The 23,204-nt window shown below is 39.9% G+C and carries 23 protein-coding genes and 1 riboswitch; of the genes, 7 read left to right on the top strand and 16 right to left on the bottom strand.

The window, feature by feature from the left end; translation table 11 throughout:
* Positions 1-181: 181 nt before the first annotated feature.
* The 4 genes from DFR59_RS09805 to ku form a co-directional block, all read right to left on the bottom strand.
* Positions 182-766: a DedA family protein gene (locus DFR59_RS09805; RefSeq protein WP_114745439.1), complete on the bottom strand. Its 585-nt coding sequence runs from the start codon at positions 764-766 to the stop codon at positions 182-184.
* Positions 767-1,561: 795 nt separating this feature from the next.
* Positions 1,562-2,140, bottom strand: coding sequence for a DUF421 domain-containing protein (locus tag DFR59_RS09800; RefSeq protein WP_342768313.1), 579 nt, complete (start codon positions 2,138-2,140; stop codon positions 1,562-1,564).
* Positions 2,141-2,192: 52 nt separating this feature from the next.
* The gene (locus tag DFR59_RS09795; protein WP_158538362.1) at positions 2,193-2,828 is read right to left on the bottom strand and encodes a phosphatase PAP2 family protein; all 636 of its coding nucleotides are present in this window, start codon (positions 2,826-2,828) and stop codon (positions 2,193-2,195) included.
* Between the two features lie 132 nt (positions 2,829-2,960).
* Positions 2,961-3,794: a non-homologous end joining protein Ku gene (gene ku, locus DFR59_RS09790; protein ID WP_114745437.1), complete on the bottom strand. Its 834-nt coding sequence runs from the start codon at positions 3,792-3,794 to the stop codon at positions 2,961-2,963.
* A gap of 127 nt (positions 3,795-3,921) precedes the next feature.
* Here ku and ligD point away from each other — a divergent pair, with 127 nt between their 5' ends.
* On the top strand, positions 3,922-5,730 hold the full coding sequence (gene ligD / locus DFR59_RS09785) for a DNA ligase D (protein WP_211318547.1): 1,809 nt from the start codon (positions 3,922-3,924) through the stop codon (positions 5,728-5,730).
* Between the two features lie 19 nt (positions 5,731-5,749).
* Here ligD and dapF read toward each other — a convergent pair whose 3' ends face one another.
* Complete coding sequence (gene dapF / locus DFR59_RS09780; protein ID WP_114745435.1) at positions 5,750-6,745, bottom strand: diaminopimelate epimerase; 996 nt, start codon at positions 6,743-6,745, stop codon at positions 5,750-5,752.
* A 239-nt stretch (positions 6,746-6,984) separates the two neighbouring features.
* On the opposite strand from dapF, the gene DFR59_RS09775 reads away from it, so the two are divergent.
* Both DFR59_RS09775 and DFR59_RS09770 read left to right on the top strand, forming a co-directional pair.
* Positions 6,985-8,619: a M4 family metallopeptidase gene (locus DFR59_RS09775; RefSeq protein WP_245948438.1), complete on the top strand. Its 1,635-nt coding sequence runs from the start codon at positions 6,985-6,987 to the stop codon at positions 8,617-8,619.
* A gap of 74 nt (positions 8,620-8,693) precedes the next feature.
* A complete protein-coding gene (locus DFR59_RS09770) occupies positions 8,694-8,975 on the top strand; it encodes a hypothetical protein (protein WP_114745434.1) in 282 nt (93 codons plus the stop codon).
* Between the two features lie 2 nt (positions 8,976-8,977).
* Here the strand turns inward: DFR59_RS09770 and DFR59_RS09765 are convergent, their stop codons facing one another.
* The 10 genes from DFR59_RS09765 to DFR59_RS09720 form a co-directional block, all read right to left on the bottom strand.
* Positions 8,978-10,225, bottom strand: coding sequence for an EAL and HDOD domain-containing protein (locus DFR59_RS09765; protein WP_114745433.1), 1,248 nt, complete (start codon positions 10,223-10,225; stop codon positions 8,978-8,980).
* Between the two features lie 167 nt (positions 10,226-10,392).
* Complete coding sequence (locus tag DFR59_RS09760; RefSeq protein WP_245948437.1) at positions 10,393-11,685, bottom strand: NCS2 family permease; 1,293 nt, start codon at positions 11,683-11,685, stop codon at positions 10,393-10,395.
* Between the two features lie 149 nt (positions 11,686-11,834).
* A complete protein-coding gene (gene ribH / locus DFR59_RS09755) occupies positions 11,835-12,305 on the bottom strand; it encodes a 6,7-dimethyl-8-ribityllumazine synthase (RefSeq protein WP_114745432.1) in 471 nt (156 codons plus the stop codon).
* Positions 12,302-13,513 (bottom strand): bifunctional 3,4-dihydroxy-2-butanone-4-phosphate synthase/GTP cyclohydrolase II, encoded by a 1,212-nt coding sequence (locus tag DFR59_RS09750; protein ID WP_114745431.1) that lies wholly within the window; start codon positions 13,511-13,513, stop codon positions 12,302-12,304. Before DFR59_RS09750 ends, ribH begins: the two co-directional genes overlap by 4 nt.
* A gap of 197 nt (positions 13,514-13,710) precedes the next feature.
* The gene (ribE, locus tag DFR59_RS09745) at positions 13,711-14,361 is read right to left on the bottom strand and encodes a riboflavin synthase (protein WP_114745430.1); all 651 of its coding nucleotides are present in this window, start codon (positions 14,359-14,361) and stop codon (positions 13,711-13,713) included.
* Positions 14,343-15,461: a bifunctional diaminohydroxyphosphoribosylaminopyrimidine deaminase/5-amino-6-(5-phosphoribosylamino)uracil reductase RibD gene (ribD, locus tag DFR59_RS09740; protein WP_114745429.1), complete on the bottom strand. Its 1,119-nt coding sequence runs from the start codon at positions 15,459-15,461 to the stop codon at positions 14,343-14,345. The genes ribE and ribD overlap by 19 nt, the downstream gene beginning before the upstream one ends.
* A gap of 100 nt (positions 15,462-15,561) precedes the next feature.
* A riboswitch (FMN riboswitch) is annotated at positions 15,562-15,706 on the bottom strand.
* Positions 15,707-15,789: 83 nt separating this feature from the next.
* Positions 15,790-16,116 carry a four-helix bundle copper-binding protein gene (locus DFR59_RS20630; RefSeq protein ID WP_114745428.1) on the bottom strand — a complete coding sequence of 109 codons (327 nt, stop codon included), beginning with the start codon at positions 16,114-16,116 and terminating at the stop codon, positions 15,790-15,792.
* A gap of 75 nt (positions 16,117-16,191) precedes the next feature.
* A complete protein-coding gene (locus DFR59_RS09730; protein ID WP_147278263.1) occupies positions 16,192-16,980 on the bottom strand; it encodes a hypothetical protein in 789 nt (262 codons plus the stop codon).
* A gap of 118 nt (positions 16,981-17,098) precedes the next feature.
* Positions 17,099-17,974, bottom strand: coding sequence for a patatin-like phospholipase family protein (locus tag DFR59_RS09725; RefSeq protein ID WP_114745426.1), 876 nt, complete (start codon positions 17,972-17,974; stop codon positions 17,099-17,101).
* A 127-nt stretch (positions 17,975-18,101) separates the two neighbouring features.
* Positions 18,102-18,422, bottom strand: coding sequence for a DUF4870 domain-containing protein (locus DFR59_RS09720; protein ID WP_114745425.1), 321 nt, complete (start codon positions 18,420-18,422; stop codon positions 18,102-18,104).
* A 205-nt stretch (positions 18,423-18,627) separates the two neighbouring features.
* Here DFR59_RS09720 and DFR59_RS09715 point away from each other — a divergent pair, with 205 nt between their 5' ends.
* The 3 genes from DFR59_RS09715 (at position 18,628) to DFR59_RS09705 (ending at position 21,472) form a co-directional block, all read left to right on the top strand.
* Complete coding sequence (locus DFR59_RS09715) at positions 18,628-19,407, top strand: undecaprenyl-diphosphate phosphatase (RefSeq protein ID WP_114745424.1); 780 nt, start codon at positions 18,628-18,630, stop codon at positions 19,405-19,407.
* Positions 19,408-19,489: 82 nt separating this feature from the next.
* Complete coding sequence (locus DFR59_RS09710; RefSeq protein WP_114745423.1) at positions 19,490-20,620, top strand: amidohydrolase; 1,131 nt, start codon at positions 19,490-19,492, stop codon at positions 20,618-20,620.
* Positions 20,621-20,911: 291 nt separating this feature from the next.
* On the top strand, positions 20,912-21,472 hold the full coding sequence (locus DFR59_RS09705) for a GNAT family N-acetyltransferase (protein ID WP_114745422.1): 561 nt from the start codon (positions 20,912-20,914) through the stop codon (positions 21,470-21,472).
* Positions 21,473-21,510: 38 nt separating this feature from the next.
* Here the strand turns inward: DFR59_RS09705 and DFR59_RS09700 are convergent, their stop codons facing one another.
* Positions 21,511-21,672 (bottom strand): DUF2639 domain-containing protein, encoded by a 162-nt coding sequence (locus tag DFR59_RS09700; RefSeq protein WP_114745421.1) that lies wholly within the window; start codon positions 21,670-21,672, stop codon positions 21,511-21,513.
* A gap of 166 nt (positions 21,673-21,838) precedes the next feature.
* Here DFR59_RS09700 and DFR59_RS09695 point away from each other — a divergent pair, with 166 nt between their 5' ends.
* Positions 21,839-23,194 carry an MATE family efflux transporter gene (locus tag DFR59_RS09695; protein ID WP_114745420.1) on the top strand — a complete coding sequence of 452 codons (1,356 nt, stop codon included), beginning with the start codon at positions 21,839-21,841 and terminating at the stop codon, positions 23,192-23,194.
* Positions 23,195-23,204: the final 10 nt, after the last annotated feature.

Here is a 23,204-nt window from a genome sequence, read left to right as displayed (position 1 = left end):
GAAAAAAAGAAAATAAAAAAGACGCCTGAAATCCGTCAGACGTCTTGGTTGCAAATATTGCGGCGATAATTATCCCGGGCCACATCCCAGCTGAGCTGCAAGAGCTCAATTCATCGACTTACGCAATTAGCTCATCGCTCAAATAATATAACATGTTAATTAGGATAAATCAATATTAAGTTTATTGCTGTTCATGGGCCATCCTGTTTCTTTTCCTTAAATATTTCATTCCAAAAATAATGACGGCTATGATGAGAATTATTCCTCCAGCCCACCACGACACATGATTGATCATCCCGTTGATTGCTTTAATATTTCCTAATGTCCCCAAATAGACGAAAAGGACCGCTAGAGGGTATACACCAATAAACGTTAGTAAAGCGTATTTCATTGGTTTAATTTTACAGAATCCGCCTATAAAAGCTATATAGCCCATCCCGAATATTCTGCCTAATGCAATGGACCAATCACCATATTTATCAATCCAATTCATGGCCTTTTTCATTTTCTTTTTGGATATTTTACTTTTAAGTTTATCTTCAAACTTTATGCTCAGCCAATAGGGCACAAAACTGAAAATGATATATACACCTGTAATAAGTAAACCGATCAAGAAAATTTCCAGTAGTCCAGGTTTTAGCATATAGCCATAAAATACGATAAAGAAAGATGAAGGAATAGGGATTGAAAGAGCTTCAAACGCCACTCCAATCAATAACCCGATCCAACCAAGTTGAATGAGAAAATCTATTATTGGCTGCATCATTTCCTTACACCTCCTTCATTTGGATAACAGTTCAATTATATCAGTCCTTAAGTGTTTACCCGTTTAAAAGAGAAGAAAACAGTAGCTGCGGCAATTAATTTGACAGAAAATGAAATCATTCTTAATCAAGTAAATATTATGTAATGGCAGAAATCCGGTTCAGCCTGAGTTTTTCGGATAAATTGGATGTAGGGCACCGCCTGAATGCGATGCCCTACTTTTTTTACTAAATGATTTCTCTTTTTAGAAGTTAATTTATCAATTCAAATTTCCATCCGATTTGATACCTAAAACGATGAAAGCCCTACCTCTCTTTCATCCTTACGGTTCCGAGACCGCGCCAGTGTGAATCAGGTATGTGATACAACCTATATACCCGTTTAACTGAAAAGTAATCCTTTTGCTTAATTGAAAAATAATTGGATTCAATAAGGTGGGGTAAAACGATGCTTTTGAAGAACTATCCTTTTCCTGGACAGTTGGTGCAGGTAAAAAATCCGTGAGAAGTATTTTCCGCTGTCTTGCTAATAAAAATTGTTAGACATTCGTTGCAATGTTTGGCAACTCTATTGCAGCATCGCCTTCATAGGCTGATGATCAATCCGCTTGGGATTGAGAAATATTATTATTCACTTAACGACCTCTAAAAAGAGCTACTAAATTGTTTAGTAAAAAACAAGATCCGCACATGCCAATTCTTGTCAGCTGCAGCTTCCAGTGATTGACTGCTGCGTGTTTTTCACTCAACAATCTCTAACTATACATCAAGTTTCTATCTATGTCAAATCATCATTGCTAATTTAATTTTTCCTGATTATCATGATTTGATTTTTTTTGCTCGACTTCTTGAAATATTGGCCCTGGAGGCTGTTCCGTATGTTTTAATACAAGCATGGGAAGCATCTTTTCAAAATCTCCAACTGTCAAAGGCTTTGCATAGTCTTTTAATTCGTAACCAATCATTCCATTCGACTCTAAAGTAGCCATTTTCACATCGTGAATGCTGGATACACCTTTTTGCCGAAGGTGCATTTCCAGTTCATCAACGGAAAATCTCAGTTTTTTTAAGTTATTGACCTGCAATTCACCATCTTCAATAAGAATGATTGAAGTACCTGTTAAGAAACGTTCAAAAAAATTAAATTTTATTTGCAGGAACTCCATGATAATTAAAATCAAAACAAATACGCTCGCTGCTACAATCGTGCGAAATACATCATGGTAAATGAATGGCTGAATAATGATTGAACCTACTGCAAAAATAATGACTGTTTGAGCCACATTCATTTGACTTATTGATTTCCTGCCAGCAATCCTCAGTAGAATGGTTCCTGTGAGGATCATTACGATGGCTTTCCAAATAACTTCAATCATCCTCTCACCCCACAGTTTTTAATGCTCCCACTTTACCGAATCTTTACTAGCGTTATTCGAGTCTTTTCTTAAGGCGAAAGTCAAGAAAGCTGTAGCCGGTGATACAAATGAATGTCCATGCTGCACCAGCTGTATAGCCCCCTACAATATCGCTAGGGTAATGGACGCCGAGATAAATCCTGCTGATTCCGATTGCCAGTACTAGTAGACTAACTAGAAGCACCCCCGCTGCTTTTGCCAATCTATGTTCGTACAGCTTGAATATAATGAATGCCAAGGCACCATAAAAGATAAACGATCCCATGGAGTGTCCACTCGGAAAACTGTATCCCTGTTCTTCAATGATAGGTTCAATATCTGGCCTTTGCCGTTGAAAAATGGACTTCAAAATCCAGTTGAATGCCCCGCCAAGTGAAACCGTAAATATGACATATAAACAAAGAAGGCGGTGCTTGAACAAGAACAGGATCAAAGCAGTTGCTATGCTCAAAATCATGATCCACCGGACCGATCCTAAAAATGATATACTGACCATCACCTTTGTCCAAAACGGAGACACATGCCCTTGTACCCCTGCAATAACGAAAGAATCGAAATGTCTGATCTCTGATTCGTTATAGTCATCGGCAATCTCCAAAAAAGACTTTGTAAAAATGATAATTAATGCTGCTATTATTCCGATTTTCACCCAAGTTTTTATATCTCTGCTAATCTGGATCACCTTTTCAATTTTATTAATGAACCTTCCTCACCTGATCACACGGTAAAGATTCACATTAATAAGTACCACAATTGGATAATGGGATAAACGTTTTACTGTTTATTCTGCTTTCTTCTTCCCGGTGGTTTTTCGCTTTGCTGCAGGTTTCTTTGTATTTTTAGGTTTGGATTGATCAATGGACGCCTGCAGCGCACTCATCAAATCACTTACATTCGTTTTCTTTTCCTTAGGTTTAGGCGTAACCACTTCTTTTCCTGCCTGTTTGGATTCAATCAACTTTAATAATTTTGAACGGTACTCATCTTCATATTTTTCAGGTTCGAATTTTGTTGTTAATTGATCAATTAAGAGGATGGCTGTCTCCAATTCCTTTTTTGATACATCACTTTTTTCAGGAACGTTAGGTACGTCCTCAACACTTCTCACTTCATCCGGAAAGTGGATGGTTTCCATCAATAGCGTATTATTATATACCCTGATGACAGCAAGCTGTTCTTTTGAACGCATGACAATTTTAGCGATCCCTGCCTTTTTGGTTTCAGTGAGAGCCTCCCTTAATAAGGAGTATGCTTTTAGGCCCGTATCATTTGGCGACATATAATAGCTTCTGTTGAAATAGATTGGGTCAATTTCAGTCATTTTTATAAAATCAACAATCTCTACCGCTTTTTCTTCAGTAGCTTTTTTTAATTCATTCAACTCTTCATCTTCTAATACAATAAATTTCCCTTTGGTTGCTTCGTATCCCTTCACAATATCATCCGGTGACAATTCCTCTTCACATACAGGACATATTTTTTCATATTTGATGGGTGTATGGCATTTTTTATGAAGTGAACGCAGCTTAATGTCCTTATCCTCTGTAGCTGCATGGAGTTTAATGGGGATGTTGACCAGTCCAAAACTGATGCTCCCTTTCCAAATTGTGTGCATGACAGATTCCCCTGCTTTCGTTTTCTTTTAATTTGGGGTAAATTCATAAATTTTCATACTGATCAAGTTTTGGAAATAGAGACAGCCAATTAGGAAACACTAATTAAGGGTGATAAATTTGAAACCGATGCTTCCAACTTTGACATTTAATCCTTCTCCAGCTGGAAATTGGTCTTATGAAATAAAATATGATGGTTTCAGAGCCATACTCTATCTGGACAGGAATAGTATTTCTTTAATAAGCAGAAATGGGAAAGAGCTTCTCCCTCAATTCCCTGAAATAAAAACATATTTGGAAAATCATACTTCCATAATCCAAAACCAACTGCCGATGGTCTTGGATTGCGAATTGGTTTTATTAAAAAACCCATATGCTTCAGATTTTGCATGTCTTCAGGTACGGGGAAGAATGAAGTCTGCCTCTAAAATTCAAGAAGCATCTCAAAAAAGGCCTTCCCGGCTTATGGTTTTTGACATGCTTCATGTAAAGGGAGCGGATTTGTTCAATAAACCGTATTCCATGAGAAGGAAGCGTCTGGAAGATTTATTTCAAACCTGGGATTTAGAACCTGAATCCTTAATCAAATTGGCAGCGACCTTTCAAACGATTCAAGATATATGGCCGATTGTTGATTTATATGGGAGCGAAGGCATCGTCATCAAAAAAACCAACAGCTTGTGGTTTTCTGGAAAACGGAGTGCTGAATGGCTTAAGTTCAAAAACTGGAATACTCTCTCATGTTTCATTTCAGGCTATTCAACAAAGAACGGTTATTATGAAATATCCATATATAAAGAAGGCAAGGTCTGCAGAATAGGGCAGTTCTTATCAGGTGCTTCTCCTGAACAAAAGAACGCATTAAATGATGTGATTCACTCCAACGGGATAAAAAAAGAAGATGGAATCATTGAAATTCCACCTGGAATCTGCGTTGATATCTATTACTTAGAAATGATGGATAACGAACTAAGGGAGCCAAGGCTGAAAGACTTTCGCTTTGATTTGAAACCTGAAGACTGCACGTTTAAAAAACTCCTTTTCGATTCTCAAAATTTCCCTAAAAAATCAACACTCACTCATTTAGATAAACCTTTGTGGGAAAAACCCGCCATTGATAAGTTGATGTATTTATCCTATCTTAGAAAAATTGCACCATATATCCTTCCGTACCTCAAAGATCGGGAATTAACAGTAATTCGACTGCCGCATGGGATAAACGGAGAATCCTTTTTTCAGAAAAATTGTCCTGAATACGCTCCCGAATACATCAAAACGCATAAAAATGACAATATCAATTATATTCTCTGCAATGACTTAGCATCTTTGATATGGCTCGGAAATCAATTGGCTATTGAGTTCCACATCCCTTTTACACAGGCTGGCAACTCTTTTCCTGAAGAAATCGTTTTTGACCTTGATCCACCTGGCAGGGAATATTTCCATCTTGCTGTTTCTGCCGCCCTCAAGCTGAAAGAACTATTCGACGGGATGAGCCTGATCAGCTTTGTAAAAACTTCAGGAAATAAAGGGCTGCAAGTATTTGTTCCGCTGCCTTCCCAAAAGTTCACGTGGGAAGAAACTAGACTGTTCACCGAATTTATTGCGAAATATCTAGTCACAAACCACTCTGAACAGTTTACGATAGAACGCCTAAAGAAAAATCGAGGGAAGCGGCTTTATTTTGATTACATACAGCACGCCGAGGGCAAGACCATCATTGCCCCCTACTCAGTGCGGGCAAATGCAGATGCACTGCTCTCTGCTCCTTTATTCTGGTCTGACGTTTCTGCTGAACTTAACATCGAAGATTATACAATGGATTCTGTCTTACACTCCCTCAAAAAAAGAGGCTGCCCTTTCTCCACTTATTTCCAAAGCAAAAAAAGACAGCCGTTTTCCCCTATCCTGGAGTTTTTAAAAAAGGGAGGAAATTAATCCTCCCTTAACATACATTTCAATTAAAAAAGATTTTTTCTTCCAGATAATTCTTCACTTCTTCGCTTAGCCTCTCGTATTGCCCCTGTTCCTCGAATTCCTTTTTATCAAGAACAGTGAAGTCCTCAGGCATTTTCACATCCAATTCCACAGATGCCTGGAATAGATACGTGGCATTTCCAATCAAGCGGATTGAATATTTGCCGGTCTCCTCATTTTTTACAATCTTACATTGTACTTTGCCGCCGTTATTAAACACTTCAATAGCCTCTTCTGCAGAATTGATTTTTAGCATAGTGGAAATCAAGCTTGAAGCAGACATAGCTGTACCGCAAGCATTTGTAAATCCTACGCCTCTTTCAAACGTTCTGACATAGATTTTCTGCGGATCCAGACTATGAACAAAGCTGACGTTCACACCATCAGGAAATAGATCATTAGGTCCATTCACATATTCAGAAATGACTTTTTGTTCATTTGACCGAATAGCATCAGTGTCTACAAAGCTTATTAAGTGTGGATTGGGAACTGCAACGGCTGAAAACATCAATTCCTCTGAAAGCTGCGGCACCATTTCATTCAATAATGTTTCTTTATCCAAGTTCATAGGCAGGGCCTGCAAATCAAAAAGGACAGGGGAGATTTCAACACTATAAGTAGGAATCTCTTCAAATAAGGGCTGCGAAGCTTCAACTGTCAAATCAGCCTTCATTGTCTCAATAAGCAATTTATCTTTTTTCGTCAGTTCTGATACGTATCTTGCCACGCATCTCAGCCCATTTCCACACATTGACGCTTCGGATCCATCAGAATTGAATACTCTCATTCTCGCATCTGCATGTTGACTCCCTATAACAAAGAGGATACCGTCTGCACCCAGTGAAGACTTTCTGTCACAAAGAGCAATGGCTAAATTTTGCCGATCCTCCTCTGAAAATTGGTACTTATGAGTCATCTCATCTATTAATAAGAAGTCATTTTCAGAACCATGGCACTTATAAAGCTGGATATTCATTATAATAAACCTCCGAATTTTATACACTTACAAAGTATTCTTTATGTTTATAGATTGCCACAAGACAGGCCTGAATTCAATAAATTGCTTCTCATTCCCCTCTGCAAATGGAACTTCCCGCTGAATTCGCATTTTACAGACAATCCCAATTCCGTGTATAACTATAGGAATAATTCCTACAGTTATAAAGAAAGTTCTGAATTTTATGATATCATTTCCGTAAAGAGGAGGGATACATAATGACATTAAAAAACAAATGGATGTCAGCGGCAAGTGCAGTTGTATTATCAGCAAGTTTATTATCAGTTGGAGGTGCCGCTTCGGCGAAAGAATCAGACCCGGCAGCAAATGTGAAGGCTGATTCGAAAATCAATTGGAGCGAACAATTTTCCGGAAAGGTTCCATCATTTGCTAGAGGAAAGTTAAGCAGCAAAAGTGTTCACAATGAGAAGGATGTTAAGAAATTCTTTAAAGAAAACAAGGATTTATTTAAAATCGATCCAGACATGAAACTCACTTTTGTTAAGCAAGAAACGGACAAGCTTGGCATGACCCACTACACATTTGTTCCATCCATCCAAAATGTCCCTATTGATACTTCCAGAGTCATGGTCCATACAGACAAAGACGGAAATGTAGTTGCTGTGAATGGGGAGCTTCATCCAGGAGCCCCTGATAAAGTGAAACAATCGAAAAAATTATCCAAAAAAGATGCGTTGACAGCCGCTTGGAAAGAAATTGGAGTAGATAAATCGCAGGCGGACAAAAAAGTGAAGACGCTAAAGGGAGAAAAAAGCACCCTTACGGAAAAATCTGATCTTGTCGTCTTCAACAAGGATGACCAATATACTTTGGCATATCATGTACAGCTGCAATTTGCAGAACCATATCCGGCAAACTGGCAAATCTGGGTGAATGCTGAAGACGGATCAATCTTAAAATCCATCAATCAAGTCAATGATGCCACAGGAACCGGAACTGGCGTCCTTGGGGATACAAAATCTGTCAATACGTACTACTATAACAGCACTTATTATTTATTTGATATCTCTAAACCAATGAATGGCGTAATCGAAACGCTGGATAACTATAATGGCGGGGATTCTTATCTCCCTGGCTACTACATCACAGAGACTACTAATAAATTTACGAAAGAAAGAGAAAAAGCAGCGGTAGATGCCCACTATTATGCGGGCAAAGTATTTGATTTCTACTATAATAATTTCGGCCGCGTAAGCTGGGATAATCAAGGATCTGACATCACATCAACTGTCCATTACGGCAGCAATTATAATAATGCTGCATGGATCGGAAACCAAATGATTTATGGCGATGGCGACGGTTCAACTTTCACGTATTTATCAGGGGCCAATGATGTCGTAGCCCACGAGTTGACTCATGCAGTGACGCAAACCACAGCAGGATTGAATTATGAAAATCAGCCGGGTGCATTGAATGAATCCTTCTCTGATGTATTTGGATACTTCCTTGATCCGGGCGATTGGCTGATGGGCGAAGACGTTTACACGCCGTATAAGAGCGGCGATGCCCTTCGCAGCCTATCCAATCCTCCGCTTTATGGACAACCAGATAATATGAGCAATTATCAAAACCTGCCTAATACATCCGCTGGAGATTGGGGAGGCGTGCATACCAATAGTGGAATCCCGAATAAAGCAGCATACTATACTGTCAACAATGTTGGATTGGCAAAAGCAGAACAAATCTACTATCGTGCACTTACTGTCTATATGACTCCTAACAGCACATTCTCTGATGCAAGGGCTGCACTTGTTCAATCTGCACAAGATCTTTACGGCTCTTCGACAGCATCTTCTGTAGCTGCTGCATGGAACAATGTAGGTGTTTATTAATAGATTCATAGGGTATAATAAAAAGGCTGCAATTTTGCAGCCTTTTTTACATTTTTATATGTAGGTGAAGAAAAATGGTTCTTCAAGAAAATGCTTACCGATTTCAGTTTACAATCAGAGAAGTAAGAGATGAAACGGATCAAAATTTAGAACAGAAAATCGTTTTGGTCGACACCGTCATCACTTTTAAAGATGGGCGATGTTTGTATGATGGCCATCTCAGAGTCAAGTGCAATGCATTCGGCATCTATCCCTTCCCTGCTGATATTGCCAAAGCGGCATCGAACCCTTCCCTTAGGCAGACTATATCATTTCAGCTTAAGCGTTTCATACGTCCAGCAAAACCATTTTTATAAAATCAAGGAACAAGCAGGAGATCATCCTTCAGCAGCTCTTCTGCCCAAGAACATGAAAATGTGTAAAACTCAAAAAGCTTGGCCGGGTCAGAGTTGATTTTCCCTGATAATACAAATACCTTCTCCCATTCTGCTTTTTCCACAGCTATCACCAAATCCAAAACGTCCTTAAGATCATTCTCTTTCCCTTTCAATGCGTCACTGATGATATCCATCAGCGGCAGTTCCTTTACGATATGCTCCATCGGCATCGACAGGATTGCATCAAGCATAGAAAACATACCCGTCAAAAAGTACATAGAAGATTTTTTTTCCTCTTTTTTGTTGCCTGCAATCAGTTCGCACATTTTTGCCCTGGTAAGGCATGTTCTGATTATTTCTTCTGACATCTTGTTTTCCAAAGTATTTTTTTCCCTGACCGCTAACACATAAATCCACTTTTGAATTTCGATCAGCCCAAGCAAGACAATGGCTTGCCTGATGGAAGAGATTTTTTGCTTTGGCCTGTATGCAGGAGAGTTGATGAGGCGAAGCAATTTATAGGAAAGTGATACATCCTGTTCAATTAAATTTGTAATGATTTGAATATTGGGCTCCGAAACGGATAAATTCTGGATTACACTATAATAGGAATGAAAATAAGCAGGGACGTCATGTGAAGATAAGATGATCGGCTTACTGAAAAAATAACCTTGGAAATAAGAATAGCCCTTCTTCTTTGCCTCATGGTATTCTCCCATTGTCTCCACTTTTTCAGCAAGGAGTTTCACATTCAACAGCTTGGCAAGAGCCTCGATTTCTGTACGTTTTTCAACGGATGTATTCAAGAAATCAACTTTTATTATATCTGCCAGCCTCATCAATTCATGATGATCTTCACTATTCTCATACAAAATAAAATCATCCAACGCAATTTGGTACCCTTGTGACTTTAATTCCCGGCAAATTTGCAGGATGCTTTTGGAAGGCGTGACATCTTCCAGAATTTCTACGACTATTTCCCTCGGCCTGAAGTAAGCAGGGACTTTAAGCATCAACAGATTTTGCGTAAAATTGATAAAACACGGTTTGCCATTAGATAATTTATCGATCCCTATGGAAAGAAAACTATTGATCAGCACTTCTGCAGTGGCTTGGTCTCCATTAATAGATGGAAATTCATTTTGGTGATTTCTTCTATAGAGCAGCTCATAAGCGATTGTTTCTTCTTTTGAATTAAAGATTGGCTGCCTTGCAACAAAAACTTCCATACCCTTCTTCCTTTCCACAGAACCGGACGATTTTTGTCTTAAAATGTAAAAATCGAACGAAGATTAATTCATACTTTCAGAATACCAAATTTTTCAGATAAGTCCATCCTTTTCTATGGAATTTAATGTAAAAAAGACAGCCCCTTAAAGAGACTGTCTTCTATCAACTAAATATAATGAATAATAAAATTCACCAGGAACAATCCAGCAATGATATAAAGCACTGCAGAAACTTCCTTTGCCCGTCCTATAGCAAGTTTCAAAATCGGATAAAGGATAAACCCGATGGCAATCCCATCCGCGATGCTATAAGTAAAAGGAATCATCGCAATGATGAATATAGAAGGAAATGCTTCTGTTAAATCGCTGAAGTTCAAAGTTCGAATATTTTCAATCATAAGGCCGCCGATGATCATTAAGATAGGCGCAACAGCATTATCCGGCATCATCTTGATATATGGAATGAATAAAATCGAGGTCAGGAACAATACGCCGGTAGTGACGGCAGTGAGCCCCGTTCTCCCTCCTGCTGCAATTGCCGCACTGCTTTCTACGGTAGAGACCGTAGGACTTGAACCAAGTAGTCCGGATAAAAGAGCAGAGATGCCATTTGACTGAAACGCACGCTCAAATTTATGAGGCTGGCCCATAAATTTGGTATGCCCATGCACTAGCCCGATATTTTCAAATACCAGAACCATTGTTATGGAAAAAGCAGCTACCCAAAATGGAAAGGATGCCAATTTGTCAAAAGACATGGCCCCGAATACATCCTTATAAGCCACAACCGAAAATCGAACGGATTCTTGGTGAGGCAGCAGGCCGAATATCCATGCAATACCAGTACCTATCAAAATGCTCCAAAGAAAGTTCCCCTTAACATTGCGTAAAAAAAGAACAATCGCAATGACAAAAGTCAGAATTGTAGCAAGCACCTTTCCCGAACTGAAATCACCGAGAGCGATGATCGAGCTGGTTCCCCGAATGACAATGCCGCCTTTTTCCAAACCTATCAGCAATAGAAAAAAGCCCAGACCAATGGTAATTGAATCCTTTAATGATTGTGGAATCGCATTGCTCATCATTCTTGTCAATGGGGTAAAGGAAATAACGGTAAATGCAGCACCTGAAATAAATACCACGGCTAAAGCTTCCTGCCATGTAAACCCCATTGATTGAACAAGCGTATAGGTAAACAATGCATTGATCCCCATCCCTGGCACAAGAAGGATTGGCGCATTCGCCCAAAATCCCATCACCATGCATCCAGCAAAAGACGTGAGGATAGTGGCAAGCACAGCTCCTTCAATAGGAATTCCTGCTTCTGCGAGAATGAATGAATTCACTGCAATAATATAAACGATTGTAAAAAAACCGATTAATCCAGCCATCATTTCATTTCGCGCTGTGGTATCATGACGTTTTAAATCAAAAACACCCTTTGGAAATAATTGCTTCATATTAAACCTTCTATTTAATTGTCCCTCTCCCTACCCGCTTTCCCTTCCGCAGAAGGTAAGCCACAAATAAAAATTTTAGCAGATAGTGAACCGTTTGCCAACGTATTTAAGCACGGTTATAGGAATATTTGTTTTAGGCAGCGGATTGATCAACTTTCAAAGGTTTTATAAAGGTTTGCCATTTCAATTGCAGTGACCCCGGCTTCCCATCCTTTATTTCCAGCTTTTGTGCCTGCACGTTCAATCGCCTGTTCTATCGTGTCTGTTGTCAGCACACCGAATACAACTGGAACCCCGCTATTCATCCCGGCGCTCGATACTCCTTTAGCCACTTCGCTGCTTACATAGTCAAAATGCGGTGTTGCTCCCCTGATGACAGTCCCAAGCGTAATAACTGCATCATATTTTTTGGTATCTGCCAGCTTCTTCGCTGTAAGAGGGATTTCAAATGCTCCTGGAACCCACGCTATATCGACGTCTTCCATATTGACTCCATGTCTTTTCAGGGCATCTTCAGCACCGCTTAAAAGCTTCCCTGTTATAAATTCATTGAACCTTGAAACGATGATTCCCACCTTTAATCCTGTTCCGACCAAATTGCCTTCATAAATATTTTTCATCTTGATTCATCCTCCTTAAAATTCAATAAATGGCCAAGCTTTTCAACTTTAGTCTTTAAATATTTCTCGTTTGATTCGCTGCTTGGCATTTGTATGGGGACACGTTCGACTACTTGCAGACCGTGCCCCTTTAATCCAGATATTTTTCTTGGGTTATTCGTCAACAATTTGATTTCTCTTACACCGAGCTCTTTTAATATTTGGGCCCCTATACCATAATCCCTCAGATCATCTGCAAATCCCAATTTATGATTTGCTTCAACGGTGTCATAACCCTGTTCCTGCAGTTGATAAGCTTTCATTTTATTGATCAGTCCGATGCCTCTGCCTTCTTGCCTCATGTACAAAAGAATCCCGGTTCCGGCTTTTTCTATCTGATGCAGAGCAGCTTCGAGCTGGGGACCGCAGTCACATCTCTCTGAGCCGAAAACGTCGCCAGTCAAACACTCTGAATGAACCCTTAATAGTACTGGTTCATCTCCGTTTATTTCCCCTTTCACCAATGCTACATGCTCTTGTCCCGTCAATACCTCTGTGAATCCGACTGCTTTAAAATCCCCATATTTCGTAGGCAGCTTTATTTCAACTTCCCTCTTAATGAGAACCTCCCTTTTTCTCCGGTATTCAATTAAATCTTTGATCGTAATCATCTTCAATTGATGTTTTCGTGCAATCCCCTCTAAATCGGGGACTCTCGCCATTTCACCATTTTCTTTCATTATTTCGCAGATGGCTCCACCTGATTTTGCCCCTGCTAATTTAGCCAAATCAACAGCCGCTTCTGTATGTCCCGCCCTGCGCAGCACTCCTCCCTCTTTAGCTACAAGAGGAAAAACATGGCCAGGACGTTTGAAATCGGACGGCCTTGCCTCGTCATCCATCATCTTGGAGATGGTGTGCGCACGTTCAAAAGCACTGATACCGGTTGTAGTATCGATATGGTCTACTGAAACTGTAAAGGCAGTGCCATGGGAATCGGTATTTTGTTCAGTCATGGGTAAAAGGTTCAATTGCTCTGCTCTTTCTTCTGCTATTGGCACACATAAGAGCCCTCTTCCTTCCGTAACCATAAAATTAACAATTTCCGGAGTGATCCCTTCAGCCAATGCGACAAAATCTCCTTCATTCTCTCTATCTTCATCATCAACGACAATGATGACTTTTCCCTTTTTTAGATCTTCTATTGCTTCTTCGATTGTATGAAACATATAATTTCACCTCATTTTATAAGGCTCTTTTCTCAAAGTTTGCTGCTTTAGCCATTAAAGCAGGTTCACTAATGCAATCAAAATAGTGTATTAAGCTAGAAAAGAGCCTGGATACTATATTGCAACGCACCAAACAGCTAATTCGACGTTAAAATCGGCAGTAAGATTTTAACAACAATTGTTGCGAAAACAGCTTTTTATAAGAAGCCCTTTTCACTTAAGTAATCAAGCGTAATGCCTGATGAAGGGGATGGGCTTTCTTTGGCCGTCACAAGACGTTCCAAATATTTTGCCAGCATGTCACATTCGATATTGACTGCTTGCCCGACCTTTTTATTGCTGATAATGGTTTGATGCCTTGTATGGGGGATCAAGGAAATTGTAATGGAATTACTACTCACCTTAAAGACAGTCAAAGAAGTTCCATCCACTGCCACAGAGCCTTTTTCCATTACGTATTTCATGCACTTCCCATCAAGCTCTATCGTCATATAAAGGGCATTTTCAACCATGTCTGTCTTTATGATTTTTCCGGTGCAATCGACATGCCCCGATACAAAATGACCTCCAAGTCTTCCATTTGCACTTAGAGCTCTTTCGAGATTGACGTTTGACTGGGGCTGAAGATCTTTAAGTGATGTATGGATGAATGTTTCCGGCATGACATCCGCTTCAAATTCACTATCCTTGAAAGAAGTGATTGTCAAACAGACGCCATTGACGGAAATACTGTCCCCTAAACGAGCATCCTGAAGCACTTTTCTTGCTTCAATTACCAATTTCATCGAATAAGCTTTTCTTTCAATTTGTTTGATTTTCCCAATTTCTTCTATAATTCCTGTGAACATGTATTCACCACCTTCGCTAAAGGCTTGGCAATAATTTTGATATCTGGACCAATTCTTTCGACATGGCTGAATTCAATTGGGGTGGATTGTTCCATCCTTTCAAATGAATCCCCGCCTATAAATGGAATCGATTGATTCCCACCAAGAATCTTGGGTGCGAGATAGCAATGCAATTCCTGAAATAAACCTCCTCTGATGAAAGAGGTATGTATTTTACTTCCTCCTTCAACATATAAAGAAATAATATTCAGCTCTCCAAGCCAATCCAATAATTCCTCTAAATGAATGGATTCGGAAGGAAACCTTTTCACCTGGATGCCTTGGCTGCTAATCCACTTTTCTTTATCGATAGAAGCATTTTTGGCGCATATCACAATTGTCCTAGCGTTTTTATCAGTAAGAACATTTGCATCCTCCCTTATAGAAAGTGAGGTGTCTAAAATAATACGAATGGGATTTCTTCCGCCTCGGGGCAGTCTGGCGGTGAGCAAGGGGTTATCTTTATTGACGGTATTGATGCCTGTTAATATAGCATCATGCAGATGCCTTGATTCATGGACGTCCATCCTGGCTTCCTCTGAAGTGATCCATTTACTATCACCGGTGAATGAAGCAGATTTTCCGTCTAATGTCAGGGCAGTCTTAACTGTTACAAAAGGTTTTTTGTGCTTGATAAAATAAAAAAACATTCTATTGATTTCCCACGCTTCTTCTGCACATAATCCTACATTTACCTCGATGCCTGCTTTTTGCAGAATCTCCATTCCTTTGCCTGAAACTAAGGGATTGGGATCCAAAACGGCAATGAATACCCGGCTAATTCCAGCAGCTATAATCGCTTCTGCACAAGGTGGTGTTTTCCCGTAATGTGAACAAGGTTCAAGGGTCACGTATAAATCGGCACCGTCGGCATTTTTTCCAACCTGAGCCAGGGCGTGGATTTCAGCATGTTCAGTTCCAGCTTTTAAATGAGCACCCATTCCGGCTACAGCGCCATCTTTGACAATGACGCAGCCAACAGATGGATTGGGACTCGTCTGACCTAATGTTTGTGCGGCCATAGAGACTGCAAGCTTCATATAGGCTTCTGATCCAAGCATGTTTTCACCTCCGTTTCAACATAAAAATAACCCCGGAAAAAAGTTTCCGGGGCGCATAGACATACTTAAATAAGCGTTAAAATTCATCATTTTTAACGCTATGTTCCTTCTCCCATCCAGACTTTCACTGTCGGCTTTGGAGTTTCACCAAATCCACCGTTATCCTAAAACAACGGGTCACGGACTGAGAGGACTTGATCCTCATCACCGCCGGTAGGGAATTTCACCCTGCCCCGAAGGAATCCTATTCGATTACCCTCATTATCAAGGTAAAATAAAATATTTGTCAAGGACAAGCCTTTTGGAAAACAGGTCCTCCTTCTAAAAATCAAGCTATCATCTTCCTGCACGCCTCTGCACAATAAGAGCACGCTTTTGCACAGTCAATGCAATGGCGGTGATCGTGCTTTTTACATTCCTCAGCGCATTCTTCACAGATCGAAGCACATAATTCGCATATTTTTAAAACAAATTTACTGCTTCTTTGCATCGAATTTACTGCAAGTGTGCAGATTTCAGCACACTCTCTATCCAATTCGATGCACCTTCTTACCATCCCTATATTTTCTTCCTTTAGGCAAGCGTGATAGCATACATTACAAGCTTCAATACATTTCAGGCAAGCCTCTATACAGACGTCAAAATTAGCATTCATGGCTGCATCCTCCCTTAAAATGATCCTGATGAATTTACTTTCACCAAAAGGGCCAAATTTAAACAGGAAATGCAGTTATCGATCCCGATTGAACCATAAGCAAATCAAAAGGGAAACTACCAGCCACTGTTCCTTTTCACTTGTCTTTTCATTAAAGGATAAAATAGGCGTATTTACAGGGAAAAGCTTTTGAATGCTCAAAGGCATGTATCCTTTAGACAACTCGGCCACTTTTCGATTATTGATTACAAAGCTCTGTCCGTTCCCTTGTTTTTGAATTTCAACCACGTCATTTCCACATTCAAAAACAGCAGCCTTTCGATTATTCCTTAAATATTTCAATGAAAATGAATTTTCACCGAAAACAACACTTAACCGGTATGTGTTCGGATTTAACTTTATCTCTCCGACTGCTTGTCCATCTCTCTTTTTCACTATGAAGGAATTCGTTTTCCATTCTTTAAAGGAAGCGGGAGTGAGCCAATTCCACCATCCAGGAAAATTATCTTTTATTTCAAACTCGCATAGTCCCATATACGAAAAAAATTTCAGGCTGAACCCTGGGGATGGATCTTTGATGAGCAGATATTCCCTTCGATCCCCCACGTCTTCCTGGATGCGGGCCGCTGCTGTTTCATCCATCGGAAAGGGTTTCGTTGAAGACAATCGACTCGCATAATAGATATACTTTATTACACTTCCAAATAAAACAGCGTTAAGGATAACAATCAAGATAAGGAAAATGGTTCCCGGAATGTGAAAATGATAATCGATTAAAAAAACGAAAGCGGCCATTAATGAATATAAGACCACTTGATAGAGGTATAGAGCTGTCTGCTTCCTGAAATAATCTTTTATATTCATTGAATCCCTCAAATACAAACTGTTTTTCATATTATACGGCTCTACTAAGCCAATTATGATAGAGAGATTCTTACACTGTTAATAATAGCTGGAACAGCTGTCGATTTTCGTACAGCACCTAGTAGGCAGATACTATTTCTTTTTTTGAAAAAGCCTTAATGGACTCAATTTTTTCTTGAGCATCGTCGTATCCTTGCAAATATAGACTCTCCAGTTTTTTAGGGTTCCGTTCCACCCTGCTGACCTTCAAGGGCTCGTTCGGACGAATAATAATGGTATTTCCCTTAGTCTCTTCTTCCTCAAGGAGAGCAATCGTTTGATTATACTTTTCATAGCGCTCCATCATTGCTTTCATTAAGCCCGTATAGTGAGGATATTTTTTCTTTACTAAGAAGTTGAATCTAGAAGGTTTCTTTAGATATCCCTTATTTCTTGTCAGCACCACAACATTCCTGGTATATCCATCATTTTGCGCTTTTTTGATTGGAATCGGATCACTGATCCCACCGTCCAGCAAAATCTTATTTTTAAAATGAATCTCCTTGGCTACAAAAGGAAGAGAACTTGAAGCACGTATAGCTGAAAGAAGGTTTTCTGCGTAATCGTGTTTATGCAGATAAACTGCGTCTCCAGTCATGCAGTCTGTAGCCCCAATCACAAATTCTGCCTCATTTTGAAAGAAGGCATTATAATCGAATGGAACGATTTTATTTGGTATTTCGTCAAAAATATAATCCATCCCGAATAACTCTCGGTCTCTCCAATAATTTCTCCAAGAGATATATTTGGGATCTCTAATGAAACCAATGTTCACCTGTTTATTTCTTCCTTTTTGTTTAGAAAGAAAAGAAGCTGCATTGCATGCCCCTGCCGAAACTCCCACTACGTAAGGAAACTCTATATCATTTTCGAGAAAACATTCCAGAACGCCTGCAGTATAAACACCTCTCATCCCTCCGCCTTCAAGGACGAGACCAAGGTCAGATAGAAACATCTCATTCACTCCTTCCAAAATAGTTAGTTGTATTAAACAATTATTAAGACGACTCTATTTTCTCATAAAACTTATTCGAATCCAAAAAAATAAGCCCTCTATTTGCAGGACTTATTTCAAGTGATCATTATAATATTCGGAAAACAAGAGGAATTTTATATAGCTTTCCTTCATATGCTCGAATCGCAGCAATGATTGTAAAAATAAACGCCATGATTCCCAAAACCCAAAGCATCAAAACTCCTACAAGGACAAAAATCAAAATGGAGCTGATCAATGTGTAGACGGCATATGAAATCAAAAAATTAAAATATTCCCGGCCGTAATAATCTACAAAATCCGAGTCGTTCTTCTTGAGCAGCCAGATCACCAGCGGCCCGATAAAAGTTGTAAAAAAGCTTAGAACATATATTCCAGCAGCCCATAATCTTTCTTCATTCGTTGGCATTTACATTCTCCTTCTTTGTCGGTAGGTTCATGATTCCGAGGAGAAATTCACAGGTCCTCAAAAATCTATTTTCTTTTACTACTGTATACGATTCAGCTTTCTAAAAGATTCAATGTGATTGTTTTTTTCATTATTTTTTTGTTCTTCACTCTAAAACATGAAAATAGGATTCTATTATAGGATTGTCCTTTGAGGAGTGAATATCATGTCTAACTTACAGTCGTTTATTTTAGGAATTATACAAGGATTGACGGAGTTTTTGCCCATTTCCAGTACCGGGCATTTGTATTTAGGGCGGCATCTTTTTCACCTTGATGACGCTGGTATATTCTTGGATACCATGCTCCATATCGGAACCTTGCTTGCGGTGATGATCGTCTATAAAGATATTTTATGGAAGATGGTCCGTAAGCCATTCAGCCGATTGACCGGGATCATGATCATCGGAACTCTTCCTGCAGTCGCGGCAGGGCTGCTTTTCGAGGACTTTTTTGATTCCATTTCAAAGTCCGGCATCACCATCGGTTGGGAGTTCCTTGCAACAGGAGTGGTCCTTTGGCTCGCAGATGGGGTTAAGAATGGGTCTAAAAACTTGGAGTCAATTTCTTATTTTGATGCATTTTTTATCGGAGCATTTCAGGCAGCAGCGATCTTTCCTGCACTATCCCGCTCAGGCTTGACGATAGCTGCCGGGCTCTTCAGAAAACTCGATAGGGAAACAGCTGCCTACTTTTCATTTTTATTGTCCATCCCTGCAATTGCGGGAGGAGTTGTATTTCAAGGAAAGGAGCTTTTCACTTCACAAGTGGAGACCGTGACTCTTACCAGTTTGATGACGGGGACTGTATCATCTGCATTGTTTGGCTATTTTGCTATAGTTGGGATGATCAATTTTTTAAAGAAGCGTTCCTTAAAAATTTTCGCCTGGTATGTCTGGATTCTTGGGGCCTTGATCCTTACTCTCCAATATACTCACCTTTTTTAAAAATGAATGGATTTTTCTCTCTTGACCGCATTAGAATTTGCTAAAATAGGTAAAAAATGCACCAATTAAGTGAGGACTAAACATGAATCATATACTATTAAAGAATGCTCATATCATCCCGGTTACCTTTGCCCCTATCCAGAATGGGGATGTTAGGATCGTGGATGGAAAAATTAAAGAAATTGGATTCGGCTTATTTCCTGAAACGAATCATGAGACCGTCATAGACTGCGGCGGAAGATACTTGCTGCCTGGATTTATTGATGCCCATACACATCTTGGACTTTATGATGAAGGCACCGGATGGGCAGGAAACGATGCAAATGAAACTGTCGAACCTCTGACACCACATATCCGTGCCATTGATGGCGTGTATCCATTAGATCCGGGATTCCAAGATGCGATCCGCTACGGCATCACGACCGTCGGGATAATGCCTGGCAGTGCCAACGTGATTGGTGGGACAACCTCTGTTATTAAAACTCATGGGAAAAATATTCGGAAGATGCTTTTAAAGGAAACTGCTGGTCTGAAGCTTGCCCTCGGCGAAAACCCTAAAAGGATACACAGCAACGGCAATAACGACAGCATTACAAGGATGGGGATCATGGGAATGCTGCGTGAAGCATTTTATAAAGCCAAATATTGTGATCATCCTGAAGACCTTCGTGTGGCCCCTCTAGTTAAGGCATTGAAAAAGGAAATACCAGTAAGGGTGCATGCCCATCGTGCAGATGATATTTTGTCTGCCCTCAGATTCGCTGAAGAATTTGACTTGGACTTGAGGATTGAGCACTGTACCGAGGGTCATCTCATTGCGGATGAATTAAAGGATCTAAACTTAAAGGTGTGCGTTGGGCCCACTTTGACAAGAAGATCGAAAGTGGAATTAAAAAACAAGACATGGAAGACCTATCAAGAATTGACCAAAAGAGGTGTTGAAGTGTCGATTACAACCGACCACCCCTACACGCCCGTTCAGTATCTGCCCGTTTGTGCAGCCCTTGCCGTAAGGGAAGGGCTGCCATTGCAAAAGGCGCTCGAAGGAATCACCATTCTTCCTGCCCGCAACTTAAAAGTGGATGATAGAATCGGCAGCATCGAAGAAGGAAAAGATGCAGATATTGTCCTATGGAACGGACATCCATTTGACTTTATGTCAAAGCCTGTCATGACAGTCATCAGCGGCGAAATCGCATTTTCGGATTTATAAGAAAAGCATGCAGTTTTTTGTCAAAAATTGGTGGAAAAACTTCAAGAAAAATTAACAATTTCACTATTCCCATTTCCTGATTTTTTTTGTATGATACAGAGGAAATAGATTTTAATTCAACACACAATTTTATACGCAATTGAGGGAAGGCAAATGGTGCGCCACCAGTGGTAATAATTTTTTCAGCTGGTCCTAGTGGGTTCGATTCCCACCCCGAAATTTTTTATGAAGTCTATGAAAAATTTCGAGGGTGGATCCTGCTTTGGACTGCTCTCATCGGGAGGGATTCTCATGCTTAAAAAGCGCGAGATATGCGGACAAGAATGCCACGTTCTGTTCGAGTTGATGACGCACCCTGATGTCTTCCCTTTTGTTCGCCAAAAAGCTTACTCTTACGATGAATTTGTCTTTCTGACAAAACAGACAATAGAAGCAGAGGAACAAGGGCAGCTGATCTCAAGAACCATTCTGGATGAATGGGGTGCACCAATCGGGACAATCAATCTGTTTGACATTGAAGATGGCGCAGGTTTCCTTGGGACATGGCTTGGAAAGCCGGCTCATGGAAAAGGCTACAACGCTATGGCAAAAGATGAATTTTTCAAAGAACTATTCTTTGAACTTGAAATCCAGACCATTTTTATGCGCATCAGAAAAGTGAACACAAGATCACGTAAGGCTGCCGAAAAATTGCCTTATGTCCTAAAAGCCAATGAATCCAGAAAATCGGTCTATGATCAACTCAATGCCGCAGAAGAAATATATGATTTATATGAAATACCAAAAGATCTTTTTACTCTTCATATCATGCGCCAGCCTGCGGAAGAAGACACACAGGTCCTGGAAGCATAAAAAGCAAAGCATCCGCTTTGCTTTTTTCTATTTCTGATTTATTCTTTTTCTGCTTCAGTAGGACCGAAATGTTCTTCGTATAAATTTCTCACAACAAATGTACGATACAACTCCAGTTTCTTTCTTTCGATAGGATGTTTAGTCAGTCCAATCGTTTTCAGCTGCTGAATAAACCATCCTTTTGAGTATCGGTAAGCCATATTTTTATACCCCTTTCCTATTGCTTGTCCATACAATATATGAGTGGAAAAAGGAAATATTCTAAATGGCATATATACACAAGGAAAAATTCTATTTGCACATATAGGACACTAATCATGATATAATTCATTCGTCTTCCGAAATTTTTAGAACCGAGGTCACCTTATGTATGAAACACACACATTAAAAGATAAAATTCAATTATTCATCAAAATATTGATTCCCATTTTGGTCACCCAGCTTGCCATGTTCTCAATGAATTTCCTTGATACAATGATGTCCGGCCAGTATTCAGCTAAAGATCTTGCCGGTGTTGCAATCGGTTCTTCATTATGGGTTCCAGTCTTTACTGGGCTGAGTGGAATCCTTCTTGCCATCACACCGATTGTCGCTCAATTAGCCGGGGCGAAAAATAAATCAGATGTGTCCTCCTCCGTCATTCAAGGCATCTATGTTGCAATTGTCATGGCCATTTTGGTGTTATTAATCGGCTCTGTGATCCTCGATCCCATTCTTGATCACATGAATGTAGAAAAGCATGTAAGGGTTATTTCACACGATTACCTTACTGCCCTATCTGCGGGTATGATCCCATTGTTTATCTATAACGTGCTGCGATCTTTCATTGATGCACTAGGCAAAACAAGGGTCTCTATGGCGATTACTCTTCTCTCCTTGCCAATCAACGCATTTTTTAATTATGTATTCATCTTTGGGAAATTTGGTTTCCCTGAACTCGGTGGAGTCGGTGCTGGCTATGCTTCTGCGATCACCTATTGGACCATTACGGGACTCGCAATGATTATCATTCATCTACGCAAGCCTTTTTCGGCCTATAAAGTGTTTTCCAAAACACAGCTCCCATCTTTTCGAGTATGGAAGGAAATTTTCAAAATCGGCATACCAATCGGCTTATCTATTTTTTTCGAAACAAGCATATTTTCTGCCGTAACCCTTTTAATGAGCGAATATAGTACGCTAATCATTGCTTCACATCAGGCTGCACTCAATTTTGCATCATTTCTATATATGATTCCCTTAAGTATTTCTATGGGGTTAACGATTGTTGTCGGATTTGAAGTAGGCGCCAAAAGATACGAAGACGCAAGGAAATATAGCTGGATCGGTCTTGTTTCTGCCATTGCCATGGCTATGGTCTGCGGAATATTTCTCTTTGGGTTCAAAGATCAAATTGCTTCAATATACAGTGGAAATAAGGAAGTCATTGCGTTAACATCCCATTTTCTTCTTTATGCCGTGTTCTTTCAGCTTTCTGATGCCATCCAAGCACCTGTACAGGGTGCACTTAGGGGATATAAGGACGTAAATATAACTTTTATTATGGCATTGGTTTCGTATTGGGTCATCGGGCTCCCTGCAGGATACCTCCTTGCCAATCATACCAGCTTTGAAGCGTATGGCTATTGGCTTGGACTCATTATAGGACTGGCAGCTGGAGCCGTCACTTTATCCGCAAGGCTTCATATGGTACAAAAAAGAATGGCTCTTGCCAATGAATAAACAAAAAGGA

The sequence above is a fragment of the Falsibacillus pallidus genome, assembly GCF_003350505.1.
Lineage (GTDB): Bacteria > Bacillota > Bacilli > Bacillales > DSM-25281 > Falsibacillus > Falsibacillus pallidus.
The sequence above is the reverse complement of the archived record's forward strand: the minus strand, read 5'-3'. Positions and strand labels throughout refer to the sequence as shown.